Origin of the sequence: Pseudocalidococcus azoricus BACA0444 (assembly GCF_031729055.1) — a bacterium.
In the GTDB taxonomy this organism is placed as follows: Bacteria; Cyanobacteriota; Cyanobacteriia; order Thermosynechococcales; family Thermosynechococcaceae; genus Pseudocalidococcus; species Pseudocalidococcus azoricus.
The window spans coordinates 74,398-88,169 of the sequence record NZ_JAVMIP010000006.1 but is presented as its reverse complement, the minus strand read 5'-3'; the positions used below and the strand labels follow the sequence as shown (position 1 = coordinate 88,169).

Here is a 13,772-nt window from a genome sequence, read left to right as displayed (position 1 = left end):
AAGAAATTCTTATAAATCGGCTTCGTTGCTGATAGTTCAAGGCTTTCGGGCGTAAAACGACCAAGTTCCCAGGAAATCACCTGAGTTTTTTGAGTAAATGTTCATTTTGAACAAAATCTCGAGGGGGTGAGTGTTATCCATTAAGTGGCAACGTTGTCAATATATTTGTTACACTTTGTAATACAAGTTGGCAATACGTCCTCAGAGGAGATAACTATGGACTCAATGCTACCCGAACTCAGTGTCGAACTTACCTTTGAACAGCAGTTTCAAATGCGGCTGATGGAGGAACAGGTCGGCGAAATGACTCAGCAACAGGCTAAGGAATTATTGCTCCAGGCCTCACGGCTGTTGATGATGAAGGATAACGTCATTCGCTCTTTGATTAAGCGCGCGGCGTAGTTCTATGGACTGTTTAGGTCAACCTCAAGGCTCAGGCTGGATTCTCGTAAACGGGACACCGGCCGGGGATGTGGGGTGAACCTTTCTCTTGATTGAGTATTTACTTTTTTAGTATTTTTAATGTTTAGATTCGACTCCATAATTTTCTTGACTTTTAATGGTAATACAGTTCTGAAAGACCCCACTCCATAATCGGGATATTGCTCCTCACCCTTTCATCCCTTCAGGAGTTTGTCCTGTGACTTTAACAATTATTTTTGGCTATTTTTGGGGTTGGTGTTTTACTCGTACTGAATTTGGCCTGCTTAGCGTTTTTCTTCAGTCGGAATACAACTCATCTAAATCGGGTCGAGCCGGATGGGAGTGAGTTGGCCAGCTTAGAGCTTTCAAGTATCCAACGCGAACGCCTGTTAGAGCTAGTCCGACAAAGAAAGAAGATCGAGGCCATTAAGGAATATAGATTGATCACAGGGTCTAGCCTGAAAGCGGCCAAGAGTGTACTGATTCAGAGAGACTTACCCCATCTACCAGTCCCATATGATCTGCCTGCTATTGCGTGGGTAAAGATGATGATCCTAGGATTGAAATTAGGGTGACACCATATAGGCAGGAAAAAAATCAAGTTCACTTTCGTGAATATAAAGTGTTATTTCTAGATCAGTAATACCAAGATTTCATTTTTTTTATTTCAATAATCAACAATTAGATAAAATTTATTAAGAGACTGTTCATTCGATTATTTCTTGTTTAAGGTAGGAACAAGTTACCTGAATCACATATTCCGCTTAATCAAATATAAGCAAGAGGGAGAATAATGAGCTTTGATGAGAAAATTGCGGCTTTAATTCAACGTATTCCTGAATTAGTTGTCCATTTACAAACTGAAGAAGCTACAAAAAACGCTCTGATCATGCCTTTTATTGCAGCATTAGGGTATGACATCTTCAATCCTCGCGAAGTGATTCCAGAATTTACAGCAGATGTTGGAACAAAAAAAGGCGAAAAAGTAGATTATGCAGTCATGTACGGTGGTGAAGTTATCTTCCTAGTCGAGTGTAAGAAAGTTGATACAGACCTTAGTCATGCAGAAATGTCTCAACTCTTTAGATATTTCCAAGTCACAAACGCACGCATTGCCATTTTAACTAATGGAGTTCAATATAATTTTTATTCGGATCTTGAAGCTCCAAATAAAATGGATTCTAAGCCATTTCTAGAACTGGATTTAAGTGATCCTAAAACTCCTGCTCTCAAGGAAGTCAAGAAATTAGCTAAAGATGACTTCAACCTAGACCAGGTACTCAGCGTTGCCAATGAATTAAAATATATATCAGCCATCAAAAAATACCTATTCACTCAATATGAATCTAAATGTCCTGATGAAGATTTTGTCAAGTTTTTCTTCATTTCTGCTAATTTAGGCAATAGATTTACTGCAACGGCAAAAGAACAGTTTACTCCGATTGTCAAGAAGGCTTTTGAGCAGTTTATTAATGAAAGGATAGAGGATCGGCTACGTTCAGCATTACAAAAAGAAGAGAAGCAACTTGTTGAAGATAGCCAAATTGGGGCTGAAGAAGTTAAGAGTGAGATTATTACCACAGAAGAAGAGTTAGAGGGATTTCGTATTGTTCGAGCAATTATTGCCAAGATTCTTGATCCTGAACGGGTTATTTACCGAGATACAAAATCCTATATGGGCATACTACTAGATGACAACAACCGTAAACCAATTTGCCGCTTGTGTTTTAATACTAAACAGAAAAGCATCATTACGTTTGATCAGGATCGCAGGGAAGTACGTCACCCGATTGATGCCCTGACTGACTTATACAAATACGCTGACGAGATAACTAAAATCGTTGAAATCTATCAAAGTTAGAAATAATCAGAAATCAGTAGCGATGATAGATAGAGGTAATGTCTTGGCTCATGAAACTCATTTTGATCCGCCACGGTGAAGCTGAAGGAAATCCAGAGGGTCGGATGCTGGGTTGGAGTGATCCCCCGTTGACCCCTATCGGTATTCAGCAAAGTCAGGCCCTGAGTTCCTATTTATCGGCCCATTACCCGCCACCCACCCAGATTTTAACCAGTCCCCTGCAACGAGCCAGCCAAACCGCCCAAATTCTCGCTAGACCCACGCCCCCCCATCCCCAGGCCCCCAGCCAAACTCTTGAGAATTTAAGAGAGATCAACCTAGGGATCTTTACAGGCTTAACCTGGGCCGAAGCTACTGCAACCTATCCTGAACTCTGTCAACAACTAACATCCCAACTAGATTGGCTCCCCATCCCCCAGGCCGAAACTCCAACCCAAACCAATGAGCGGGCGGCAAGGCTTTGGCATACCCTCTTAACCCAAATTGAAGATCAAGACCACCTCTGGCTCGTCAGTCATGCTGGCTTTTTGCAATATCTCCTCAGCGTGATTTTAGGATGCGATAAGGTCTGGCAGATTCAGGTTGCCCCCACGGCCTGGTTTGAGTTAGACCTCTCCATCCCCCATTTAGACTGGGCCAATCATCCCAACCGCCCTTTGAACCCTGCCCTCTGGAAAATTCGCCAGTTTAATGCTTCCCCCCATTGGCCTGGATAGATTTTAGGGTGAGGAACGGGGATGTAGTGATGCCAAGCCGGTTCACTATACTAAAGCTATTTGCTGCCCGATAGAATTTTCGCCATGTCTGGACTTAAGAGCCTGAGCCTGAGATTACCCAAACTGCCCCAATCTAGGCCGGTAGAGGTGGAAGAGTCCCTCCTGTTGCGCTTGTCCGTCCAGGTTTTAGTGATAATTGGGATTTTAGCGACAGATATTGCTGCCCAAACCAGTAATGCATTTTGGGCCGTTCCCCTCAGTCTGTTGGGTGGGGCCTGGAGTTGGCGAATGCGGCGGCGACCCAATATCGGGGCCAAGTTCTTAATTGCCATGGGGATGATTCTGGCCTTGGTCTTGTTTATTGGTCAATTAGCCCGCTTTGCCCAAGACTCCCGGATGCTGTTGACCGAGTTACTGATTCAACTGCAAGTCCTCCACAGTTTTGACCTACCCCGCCGGAAAGATTTGGGCTACTCAATGGTGATTGGGTTGATTTTGATTGGAGTGGCGGCCACCCTTAGCCAAACGATGCTCTTTGGGGTGTTTTTACTGCTTTTTTTGGCCGTGGCATTGCCCGTCCTTGTTTTAGATTATCGGTCGCGTCTGGGCTTGATTACTCAATCTATTCAAAGCTTGGGGGTTTCCCGCAAACAAATACGCCAAGTCGGCCGCCAATGGATCATTACCCTTGCCCTAGTGGTGGGCCTGGGAATGGTGGTCTTTGCCGTCTTACCCCGTTTACCGGGCTATCAAATTCGCAATTTACCCGTCAGTGCCAACATTGATGTCCAGGGGCAGTTTAACCAGGCCAATGTCACTAATCCCGGCTACGTCAGCGGTCAAGGGGCCGGGCCAGGGGGAGATGGGGTGAATGGAGAATTGGGGGAAGTCCGCTTTAGCCCGGATTTTTACTATGGCTTTGGCAGTGAGATCAATCAAAATCTGCGGGGCAGCCTGACCCCTAAGGAGATTTTGCGAGTCCGCTCCCAGGCCCCAGGGTTTTGGCGGGTGATGGCCTTTGATCAATATACCGGTCAGGGGTGGCGCATGAGTCGGAATGAAGCGGCAGAAATCCTCCAACGCCCGGCCTGGTCATATCGGTTTGTTGTCCCCCATCAGAACCCCCTCGGCAATACCAAGGAAGTGATTCAAACCTATACTGTTGTCTCCGAGTTTAGTAATCTGATTCCCAACTTGGCCCAGGCCCAGGAGGTCTTTTTCCCGACCCAAGAAATTGCCTATGATGCCGAAGGTGGATTGCGGGCCCCCCTAACCTTACCGGAAGGCTTAACCTATAGCGTCATCTCCCAAGTGCCCATTCGGGATCGGACACGTTTGGGCCAGGCCAGCACCACCTATAGCAAGGCCATCCGCGCCGCCTATCTCCAAGTCCCAACCGCCATTGCCCCTCAACTGCAAGCCCAGGCCGAAGCTCTGTTAGCAAAAGCAGAAACCCCACGGACAAACCCCTATGAACAGGTTCTCTTTTTAACCCAAGCCCTCAAACAAGGCTATTCAATTCAGCCTGAACTGCCGCCGCTGCAACCTGGGGAAGATTTAGCCACCACATTCTTGGCCGCCCAAGGAGGGTATCCCGATCACTTCTCCACCGTTTTAACCCTGATGGTGCGGAGTTTGGGAATTCCAGCGCGCCTAGTAACGGGACTGGGAACTGGGGAATTTAATCCCTTCACGGGCCTATACATTGTGAAAAATACCGATGCCTATGCCCTTACGGAAGTATTTTTTCCTGGCCAGGGCTGGTTTACCTTTGACCCAATTCCCGGCCATGAGCTTTACCCCGCCTCCATTGAAGTGGATCAAACCTTTACGGTTCTCCAACAGTTTTGGAATTGGGTCGCGGGTTGGTTGCCTTCGCCCGTGACGGGTGCTTTTGCCAGTGTATTTGCGTTCCTTGACCAGGCCTGGCGGTGGTTCTTGGGCCTATTTTCCGAGGGCATTGGCGGAGTCCTACAGGGAAGTCTAGTCGTTCTGGGAGTTGTTGTCTTGGCCTGGTTGCTCTGGTTAAGTGGGCGGGGCCTGGTCTATCGGCAACGGTTAGCCAAACTGCCACCGATGGAGCGTTTATACCAAGAGGTTTTAGATTGGTTGGCCATGCAGGGATTTCCCAAACGCCCCAGTCAAACCCCCTGGGAATATTTAGCAACCCTAGAATCTCAGCCCACACCGCCAAGGGTACAGCTAACTCTCCAAGCCGCCCTGAGGGAGATTACCCGTGCATACCTGGCCTGGCGGTACGGACAACAGATGGCCAATCTACCCAAACTCTACCGGACATGGCGGCAAGTCAAACGGCGGAATCTTCGGCAATGGAGGTAGAAGCGGGGATTTGCGGTATGCTAGAAAATGCCTTGAATGCGGATGTGGCGGAATTGGTATACGCGCACGTTTGAGGGGCGTGTGGCTTTGCCTTGCGAGTTCGAGTCTCGCCATCCGCATTACCAAACCCAACTTAGAAGGGACTCTAGTTCAGTTCTGAATTCTACATTCCCTGCTCCGGTTGCCCCTCCAACCGTTGGGGACGATTCCTCCCTGTCCGTTGCTCCATTTGGCTGGCCAGTTGTTGCCGTTGGGAGGGGGTAAGAATAGCATTAATTTCCAGCATGGTTTGGAAGCGCAACTCTGACATTTTGCTTTCTAGCTGTTGTACCTGTTGAAACTTAGCCCGGGCCTGGCTTTCAGATGCACCATTCACCATTAGTTGACGCAGTTCCGTCCGAGCTTGTTTTAACTGTTCCCGAGCTTGGGTCATCTGCCCTTTATACTTCTCCCGGACAGCCTGCATACGACTCGCTTGTTCAGGGGTCAAGTTCAAGTTCGGGCGATTTGGTCGGTTTGGGCGATTAGGAATCACGGGAGAGGGTGAACTGTCCTGGGCAAAGGCGGGAATGAGACTAGTCCCAGGAATAGCTAAAATAGCTGCCAAGACCCAAAGAGATGTGTTTTTTTTCCACATAAGAATGTCCTCATAAAATATAAACATGATTAGTCCAAAGATGAACTAAAAACTGTAGTGGGCATGGATTCTTCAGCGGTGCTGAACAGAGATTCCCAACGCTCTGCCACATAGAGATCCAACTCGGAAAGTTCGCTCGCTGTTAGAGCCTGTGGGCGGAGCAGTTGAGTCATTACCAGGCCCCCACTGCCCACAAGCAGCAAACTCAACAGACCCCAGAGCCAGACCCGTTGCCCTTTGCTAGTTTGAGCTTCCCTGAGGACTTGTCCCATAATCTGGGTTTCCAAATCACCTAGGGCGGGGGGAGGGACGGGCCGATGGCGGTGCAGAAATTGACTCAACTGGGATGAGTGGGAATCTTCGGGGGGCATCATAGGGCAATTCCCTCCTGGTATAGGAACTGGCGCAGGTTCTGGCGGGCATGGAATAGGCGAGATTTCACAGTCCCCACCGGGATCCGCAAAATTTCTGAGACTTCTTTTTGGGCTAACCCTTCCAAATCGTGGAGGACTAGGACAGTCCGTTGATCTACCTTCAACACGGCCAGGCCCCGCTGCACCAAATCCTGGTAATGGAGTTCCAACAAATCTGGGGCCGGGGCGAGAGTGTGAGCCTCGTATTGGAGCGTTTCAGCTTGTTGGCGGCGTTTCCCGGCCTGGCGGCGAAAGTCACTGGCCACATTACAGGTAATCCGATAGAGCCAAGTCGTGAATTTAGCCCGGCGTTCCATACGAGGTAAACCTTTCCAGACCCGTAAAAACACTTCTTGCACCAAGTCATCCAGAGCCGAGGGGCCACAGAGTTGAAAGAGCAAGGAGCGCACCCGTTGCTGATGCCGCCGATATAGGAGCCGAAATCGAGATGGTTGGCCCGCCAAAATCGCGACAATAATCTCCCCATCGGCATCTACCACGGCTGGTTCTCGTAAACAATCCTCAACTGGGCCAGGGTTAACCTGGGGCCTGGTGTTGATCAAGCGGGTTGCCTCATCAAAGCCTACATAAGATCAAGACTGGTTCACCGCCAGTTTGGTTCATTGGGGGTCTAATGGTGCGTAGTGAGGCTGATCCTTAGCCCTGGCCCAGGAATCTGCTCTGAGGAAATTCCCAAAGTGCGGCACACTAAGAGAGGTGATCATTTCAAGGATATTTCTCCTATGGCATTAACCGTTGGGACTCCTGCCCCGGCCTTCACAACCAAAGATACTCAGGGTCATACCGTCTCCTTAAGCGACTTTGCCGGTAAAACGGTAATTCTTTATTTCTATCCCAAGGATGATACGCCAGGCTGCACCAAAGAGGCCTGTAGTTTTCGGGATAATTACTCTGCCTATCAGGGTAAAGATATTGTCGTCTTGGGGGTCAGTGGTGACGATGAGGCTTCCCATCAAAAATTCACGGAAAAGTTTAACCTTCCCTTTCCCTTACTAGCCGATGTTAACAAGTCCATCATGACGGCCTATGACGTGGATGGCGGCGGCTATGCCAAGCGAGTTACCTATGTCATTGACAGCACGGGTACTATTAGCCATGTTTATACCAGCGTCAAGACCGATACCCACGCCACGGATATTCTCAAGGACTTGGGATACTAGGCCCAGGGACATTAATCGAAGGGCGACAAACCTAGACATTGGGGGAATTGTTACGCTTGCCTGAGGGAACTTCCCAAAAGTCGGGTTGTTATCCTGGCTATAGGATTACTCATTTAGGGCGAGATGGGGACAATTTAGAAAATACTTGATGGTCAGTCTTTTTAACGGTTCTACTCTCTCAAAACAGTCTGCGTAACGCCATAGCTCGGAGTTTAACTTTTGGACAGATTGGAAATCTACTTTAAGTTAGGTTTCTGATCTGCCTGTTTTTTTAACTAGGGCTAACTGCCTGACCCTCTGTTTCTGCGTTCCAAGGCCGAAACCCCAGCCCTGAACAATAATTCCTGGGCAATAACTATAGGGTGATTGATTTTAGGCCAAGGCACAGGCTGAGAACATTCCCGCCAAGAGTAGAAAGCCAATCCAGACATTTTCACTAAAGAACTCCCCATAGCGTTGGGCAGGTAATTGGGGGTAGCGCAATTGCAGATATTGCTTGAGCCAAAAATAAGTAGCAATCGCCAAAGTTAGCCCAAACCCCCAGCCCAGGCCCCTTGTCCAACCCAAGATGCCTAAAAATAGGACGGTCAAGCCATAAAATCCAGCAATCGCATTGGGGGCCTGGGAGCCAAAGAACAAAGCACTGCTGTTAATACCCAAGCGCCGATCATCTTCCCGATCCGCCAAGGCATAGACCGTGTCAAAACCCATCGTCCAGGCCACGACCGCCGCCCACAGTAAACCCGTGGCAATTTCTAAAGTCCCCGTCACCGCCGCCCAACTGATCAAGACGGCAAACCCCCAGGCCAAAGACAACACTAATTGGGGGACAGGGAAAACCCGTTTGGCGAGGGGATAACCAATAATCACCGGCACAGCTGCCACCGCCAACCAAAAACTGAGGGGATTTAAATACAAAGCCACCCCCCAGGCCAGCCCGAAGGCCACCGCCGCCACAACCAGACCAACCAAAACCGAAAGCCGCCGACTTGCCAAGGGCCGTTGTTTTGTCCGTTGCACATGGGGGTCTATATCCCGATCCCAAAGATCATTGACCACACAACCGGCCCCACTGGTGGCAAAAGTTCCAATCACAATAATGAGAACTAAACCCAGGGGCGGTAAGCCTCGACTGGCCAACACAGCTGCCCATAGAGCCGGAATCATCAAAATCAAGCGGCCGGCGGGTTTATCCCAACGCAAAAGCTTAAATATTGCCGCCCAAGTGGAAGAGGGTTTTGTTGGGGCCGGGGAAGTATCCAGCACAATGTCACCGCCACAAAACTAGAGAGCCAACCAACCCCAAGAGCCTCGGCCATCGGTTCCGCACTCAGGCCAGCCGCCATCAGGTCTGTAAACAAATTTTAAGCTGAATTTACCGCGGTTCTAAAGGCCCCGTCATCGGAGCGTGTAACTCTGGATGATGGCCGGACTGAAGACTCTCACATCTTAAAGGGTCTTTCCGGGGAATTTGCCCCTGTGGGTCTGGACTGGGATCGGCTTCTATTCAGATTGGCGCATAATTTGCCCAAGGGTCTGTTCCACATCCGCCAGAATTACATCTAGGAGTAATTGTTGGGTGTAGCGGCAATGGAGGGTTTCGGTGGCTTGAAATGTCCCGTGTTCCCAATACTTATTGCTGGGCGCGCCCCCACCACAGATCGCAAAATAACCACAACGGTCGCGACACGCGCTGACTCCGGCCTGGATATCGGCATAGATTTGGGCAAACTTCGGGGTGAAGCAAGCAGCCTCAAAGGAATCTGTCTGAACGTGACCGAGGATAAACCGCCCATAGTCATCACTGGTCATCCCCAGCAGTTCTGGAGAATAGGTGGAAAAGTTACCTTCAACATCAATATTCACCATCGCAAAGGGGGTACAGAGTTGATTCCGGGATAGTTGTTTTTGGGTATAGAGAAACTCACTAATGCGATCAAATTCCCGCACCCTTAGTTTTCCTTGGGTTTGCTTAGTTAACTGCCAAAATGTTGTCATGAACTCGAGATATAAATCTTCTGTATTCCCCTGCAAACTGGATTGGCCATGGGCCCCTTCAATTTCCTCAACATTAAACCCAATGTTATGAATCCCTGCCTCCCAAAAGAAGTCAAACAGGGCCTGGGGGTGGCGTAAGGTTTCTTGGGTCAGGACGGTAATGGTGTGAAAGTTAATGTTCCAGGCCTGGAGATGCTGAATACCGCGCAGGGTTGCCCCGTGGGTGCCCAGGCCAGTGCGGGTTTGCCGGTGGGCATCGTGTAAAAAAGCGGGGCCATCGATACTGACACCAACTGAGATTTGGTACTGCTGAAATAACTCACACCAGGCCGGAGTAATTAAGGTGCCATTGGTCTGGAGGGCATGGGTAATGAGGCAATAAACTTGAGGATAACGGCCCTGAATTGCGGTAATCTGCCCCATGGCCTGGTGATAAAACTCAATCGGAACGGCCAAGGGTTCACCCGCGTGCCAACAGACAGTAAAGTGCTGTCCCAAAAACCGACTCTCGAGAAGATTGGTAAAAATTGGCTCTATTAAACCTAAGTCTAAAATCTGGCGAGATTGCCGATCCGGTAAATAACAATAATCACAGTTAATGTTACAGAATGGCGTTGGTTGAATGATCACCAGTCGGAACGGGCCAAAGGTTGCCAACTCTGTTGAAGAAATAAGCATTTCCAGGGATATTTGGATATTTTAAGGTGTCTGTAAGATGGCTAATGATTGACTAATGACTGGCTAATTACTAAAGTCTGACCAAATATCTTCCCAATAGGCTCCATCATTAAAATTCACCCAACTATCTTCCCAGGCCGCCAAGTGTAAATTTTCCCCAAACCTACCCACACTAGTAGGAGCAAACTGTTTACCAGCCTCTAATTGGTTTCGCACTGCCGCTAAACGGGCCGGAATCGTGGGGGAAGGCAGCGCAGTTGAGGTTAGGACTACCTTGGCCTGGGCAGAATTGGCATGAAGGAGGGTTAACAAAAACAATAAACTCGCCGTGCCATGGGTGACTGTATTTGTTTCATTCGGCATAGCGCGCCATAACCCAACTGCTGAAGAAGACAATCTCAATTTACTACATCGGTTGCATTATAGACTGGGTTGCCGCGTTTGTTTGGGCCTGGGATGATGGGCTGTCACAATCTAGCTAACTGTGATGGAAATATGACAAAGATATTCAAGCCTGGGCTAGGGTGGCGCGATGTTGAAATTATGTTGTCGGGATTTGCCCAGTCCGGTTAGGCTACAGTCCTCCGAATTGGGGTAAATCTTGCTGTACCCTAAGTAAAGAATCTTTAATTATTTTGATTAAATCTTAAGGAGTTGGTTGTGGGGTATATTGAGCCGCCCTATTTTTTACTGGTTGCTAGTTTAGTGGCTGCCATCGCCTGTGGCCGGGCCTTTGAAATTACCTTAAAAGAACGGGTTGGGGAATGGTCACGGACGCGCTCAACTCGAATCCTCAGCCAACTCCAAGGGGAGCAACTTTTTGTCCCGTATTTGGGCATTTGCGGGGGGGTTTGTTCCTTTCTCGCCTCTGGTTTGTCCATCTATGGGTTTCCCCTCTGGCTGAGTGGGATTGTCTCCTTCATTTTGACCTTAGGGACAGGGGCGTTAATTTGGTCGCAATTGGGTAAACTCCTCAGCCTCCTGGCCCAAGGCGGATCCCAGGCCATTGATCTCGATACCTTAGACATTCGCGAGTAGGCTCGAACTGACTCTAGCTCTTCATGACATGAGGCAAAGTATCCAATGGCAGAGCATGAAAACCTCCTTAGGGCTAATACATCTCTAGTATTGGGGTTCTATCGCGCTTTTGATGAACGCAAGATTGATCAGGCTATCGCCCTTCTTTCTGCCAACTTCACGGCCCACCTTGCTGGAATACCGGAGACATTGGGCCTGCCAGAGTTTCAAGCATTTGGACTCTCTTTTTACACTGCATTTACCCAAGGGGAGCATACCTTTACGGAAATTGTCACAACTGAAGACCGAGTCATTACATCTGGAACCTTTTGTACCCTCCACTCTGGCCCGTTTCAGGGATTACCAGCAACTCACCAGCGAGTCAGTATCGAAGTCATGCACATTGATCGTCTCGAAAATGGCAAAATTGCTGAACATTGGGGACAAGGCCATGCGTTGGGACTATTACAGCAACTAGGATTAATAATCGTACCAGGGCCAAAGTTTGTCTCTCAAGTTATAAAACATAAAACCAGTAACATATTCTCTCCCAAATAAACTCCTTTACCTGCTCCCCAAACAGGGCATGAGAATTATTTACTTCAAATATATAATAGGCAAACTTCCTTAACGACCAATCTCTAAAATATTGCCTCTATGGCCATTACACGCAAACTCTCAGCCAATCAACAACGGGCCCTCGAACTCCTGATTCGCCTGCAGCGTTTGTATCCTGATGCCACCTGTAGCCTGAACTATGAAACGGTTCTCCAGTTACTCGTGGCAACAATCCTCTCTGCCCAATGTACTGATGAACGGGTCAATCAAGTTACCCCAGCCTTGTTTGCCCGCTTTCCCGATGCCCAGGCCTTGGCTAGTGCTGATATTAGGGAAATTGAAGCCTTAATTCGCTCTACAGGTTTTTATCGCAACAAAGCCAAGCACATCCAAGGGGCCTGTGAGCGGATTGTTACGGTCTATGGCGGCGAAGTCCCCAAAGTTATGGAAGACCTCTTGACTCTGCCTGGGGTGGCCCGCAAAACCGCCAATGTTGTCTTAGCCCACGGGTATGGAATCAATATGGGCGTAACCGTAGATACCCATGTTAAACGCCTCAGTCAACGCCTCGGCCTCACCAAAGCGACAGAACCAATCAAAATTGAACGGGATTTAATGCGCCTCCTGCCCCAACCGGACTGGGAAAACTGGTCAATTCGGTTGATTTATCACGGTCGTGCCATCTGTAATGCCCGCAAACCCCTCTGTGAGCAATGTGATTTAGCTGATCTCTGTCCCACCGCCCCCAAACCCCAACCACCCCGCTTTGAACCGCCCCCACCCGGCCCCAACCCCAGAAAAATTACCGATGACTCCTGATGCTTTGAGCTAACCCAGGCCATGAGGGGGTAAAATCAAGGGCCGCAAGGTTTTAACGTTAATCCAAACGCCACCAGGCCAGCCATTTCACTACTATTGACCAGCATCATGACCAGCAAACAACGGGTTCTTTCAGGGGTTCAACCAACAGGAAGTTTACATTTAGGGAACTATTTAGGGGCGATTCACAATTGGGTGGCTGGCCAGGCCAACTATGAAAACTACTTTTGTGTGGTAGATTTACACGCCATTACCGTCCCCCATGATCCCAAAACCCTGGCTGAAAATACCCTCAAGGTGGCGGCTCTCTACCTGGCCTGTGGCATTGATTTGGCCCACGCAAAGATATTTGTCCAATCCCATGTTTCGGCCCATGCGGAACTGACCTGGCTGCTGAACTGCATTACGCCCCTGAATTGGCTCGAAGATATGATCCAGTTCAAGGAAAAAGCCATTAAGCAGGGGGAAAATGTTTGCGCTGGGTTATTGGATTATCCGGTGTTGATGGCTGCGGATATTTTGCTTTACCAGGCCGACCTTGTGCCCGTGGGCGAGGATCAAAAACAACACTTGGAGTTAACCCGTGATATTGCCGTGCGTGTCAATTATTTGTTTGGGTCTGAGGCAAAACCAGTCCTCAAACTCCCCCAACCCTTAATTCGGACAGAAGGAGCTAGGGTGATGAGCTTAACCGATGGGACTAAAAAAATGTCCAAGTCCGATCCCTCGGAACTCAGCCGGATTAACCTCCTCGATAGTCCTGATGAAATTCGGAAGAAAATTAAACGCTGTAAAACCGATCCCCAGCGGGGCCTGGTCTTTGATGATCCAGAACGGCCGGAATGCAACAATTTGTTAGGGCTTTATATGGTACTCACAAATCAAACTAAGGCGGCCGTGGCGGCGGAATGTGGCGAAATGGGCTGGGGGCAGTTCAAACCCTTACTCACCGATGCAATCATTGCCGCGCTCAACCCAATCCAGGCCAGGTATCAAGAAATCATGTCCGATAAAAATTATTTAGCCCAGGTGCTTCGAGAGGGCCAAACCCAAGCTGAAAAAGTAGCCCAAGAAACGCTCAATCAAGTGCGGAATGCGATGGGATTTTGTCCAACGTTTTAGTTAAGCTCT

General features: G+C 48.7%; 15 protein-coding genes and 1 tRNA gene. 10 read left to right on the top strand and 6 right to left on the bottom strand.

Features of this window, described 5'->3' with window-relative positions; translation table 11 throughout:
• Positions 1-216: 216 nt before the first annotated feature.
• The 5 genes from RIF25_RS08195 (at position 217) to RIF25_RS08175 (ending at position 5,459) form a co-directional block, all read left to right on the top strand.
• Positions 217-402 carry an NblA/ycf18 family protein gene (locus RIF25_RS08195; protein ID WP_015125075.1) on the top strand — a complete coding sequence of 62 codons (186 nt, stop codon included), beginning with the start codon at positions 217-219 and terminating at the stop codon, positions 400-402.
• A gap of 814 nt (positions 403-1,216) precedes the next feature.
• Positions 1,217-2,284 (top strand): type I restriction endonuclease, encoded by a 1,068-nt coding sequence (locus RIF25_RS08190; protein WP_322878063.1) that lies wholly within the window; start codon positions 1,217-1,219, stop codon positions 2,282-2,284.
• A gap of 50 nt (positions 2,285-2,334) precedes the next feature.
• A complete protein-coding gene (locus RIF25_RS08185; RefSeq protein WP_322878062.1) occupies positions 2,335-3,000 on the top strand; it encodes a histidine phosphatase family protein in 666 nt (221 codons plus the stop codon).
• 84 nt (positions 3,001-3,084) lie between these two features.
• Positions 3,085-5,340, top strand: coding sequence for a transglutaminase TgpA family protein (locus RIF25_RS08180; RefSeq protein ID WP_407682366.1), 2,256 nt, complete (start codon positions 3,085-3,087; stop codon positions 5,338-5,340).
• Positions 5,341-5,378: 38 nt separating this feature from the next.
• A tRNA-Leu gene (locus tag RIF25_RS08175) sits at positions 5,379-5,459 on the top strand.
• Positions 5,460-5,503: 44 nt separating this feature from the next.
• Here the strand turns inward: RIF25_RS08175 and RIF25_RS08170 are convergent.
• Genes RIF25_RS08170 through RIF25_RS08160 form a run of 3 tightly spaced genes read right to left on the bottom strand, consistent with a single transcriptional unit; the run spans position 5,504 to position 6,950 of the window.
• Positions 5,504-5,977, bottom strand: a complete 474-nt coding sequence (locus tag RIF25_RS08170) for a Spy/CpxP family protein refolding chaperone (RefSeq protein ID WP_322878060.1) — start codon at positions 5,975-5,977, stop codon at positions 5,504-5,506.
• A gap of 29 nt (positions 5,978-6,006) precedes the next feature.
• Complete coding sequence (locus RIF25_RS08165) at positions 6,007-6,351, bottom strand: hypothetical protein (RefSeq protein ID WP_322878059.1); 345 nt, start codon at positions 6,349-6,351, stop codon at positions 6,007-6,009.
• Positions 6,348-6,950 carry a sigma-70 family RNA polymerase sigma factor gene (locus RIF25_RS08160; protein ID WP_407682369.1) on the bottom strand — a complete coding sequence of 201 codons (603 nt, stop codon included), beginning with the start codon at positions 6,948-6,950 and terminating at the stop codon, positions 6,348-6,350. Before RIF25_RS08160 ends, RIF25_RS08165 begins: the two co-directional genes overlap by 4 nt.
• 183 nt (positions 6,951-7,133) lie before the next feature.
• Between RIF25_RS08160 and RIF25_RS08155 the strand changes: the two genes are divergently transcribed.
• Complete coding sequence (locus tag RIF25_RS08155) at positions 7,134-7,571, top strand: peroxiredoxin (protein ID WP_322878057.1); 438 nt, start codon at positions 7,134-7,136, stop codon at positions 7,569-7,571.
• A gap of 372 nt (positions 7,572-7,943) precedes the next feature.
• Here RIF25_RS08155 and RIF25_RS08150 read toward each other — a convergent pair whose 3' ends face one another.
• The 3 genes from RIF25_RS08150 to RIF25_RS08140 form a co-directional block, all read right to left on the bottom strand.
• Positions 7,944-8,837, bottom strand: a complete 894-nt coding sequence (locus tag RIF25_RS08150; RefSeq protein ID WP_322878056.1) for a 4-hydroxybenzoate solanesyltransferase — start codon at positions 8,835-8,837, stop codon at positions 7,944-7,946.
• Between the two features lie 237 nt (positions 8,838-9,074).
• On the bottom strand, positions 9,075-10,247 hold the full coding sequence (gene grrM / locus RIF25_RS08145) for a cyclophane-forming radical SAM/SPASM peptide maturase GrrM/OscB (protein ID WP_322878055.1): 1,173 nt from the start codon (positions 10,245-10,247) through the stop codon (positions 9,075-9,077).
• A 63-nt stretch (positions 10,248-10,310) separates the two neighbouring features.
• Complete coding sequence (locus tag RIF25_RS08140) at positions 10,311-10,610, bottom strand: hypothetical protein (RefSeq protein ID WP_322878054.1); 300 nt, start codon at positions 10,608-10,610, stop codon at positions 10,311-10,313.
• A gap of 297 nt (positions 10,611-10,907) precedes the next feature.
• Here RIF25_RS08140 and RIF25_RS08135 point away from each other — a divergent pair, with 297 nt between their 5' ends.
• The 4 genes from RIF25_RS08135 to trpS all read left to right on the top strand — a co-directional run bounded on the left by RIF25_RS08135 (position 10,908) and on the right by trpS (position 13,763).
• A complete protein-coding gene (locus RIF25_RS08135; protein ID WP_322878053.1) occupies positions 10,908-11,285 on the top strand; it encodes a hypothetical protein in 378 nt (125 codons plus the stop codon).
• A gap of 45 nt (positions 11,286-11,330) precedes the next feature.
• A complete protein-coding gene (locus RIF25_RS08130) occupies positions 11,331-11,822 on the top strand; it encodes an ester cyclase (RefSeq protein WP_322878052.1) in 492 nt (163 codons plus the stop codon).
• A gap of 99 nt (positions 11,823-11,921) precedes the next feature.
• Positions 11,922-12,641: an endonuclease III gene (nth, locus tag RIF25_RS08125; protein ID WP_322878051.1), complete on the top strand. Its 720-nt coding sequence runs from the start codon at positions 11,922-11,924 to the stop codon at positions 12,639-12,641.
• Positions 12,642-12,749: 108 nt separating this feature from the next.
• Entirely contained in the window at positions 12,750-13,763 is a 1,014-nt protein-coding gene (gene trpS / locus RIF25_RS08120) for a tryptophan--tRNA ligase (protein WP_322878050.1), read from the top strand.
• Positions 13,764-13,772 lie beyond the last annotated feature (9 nt).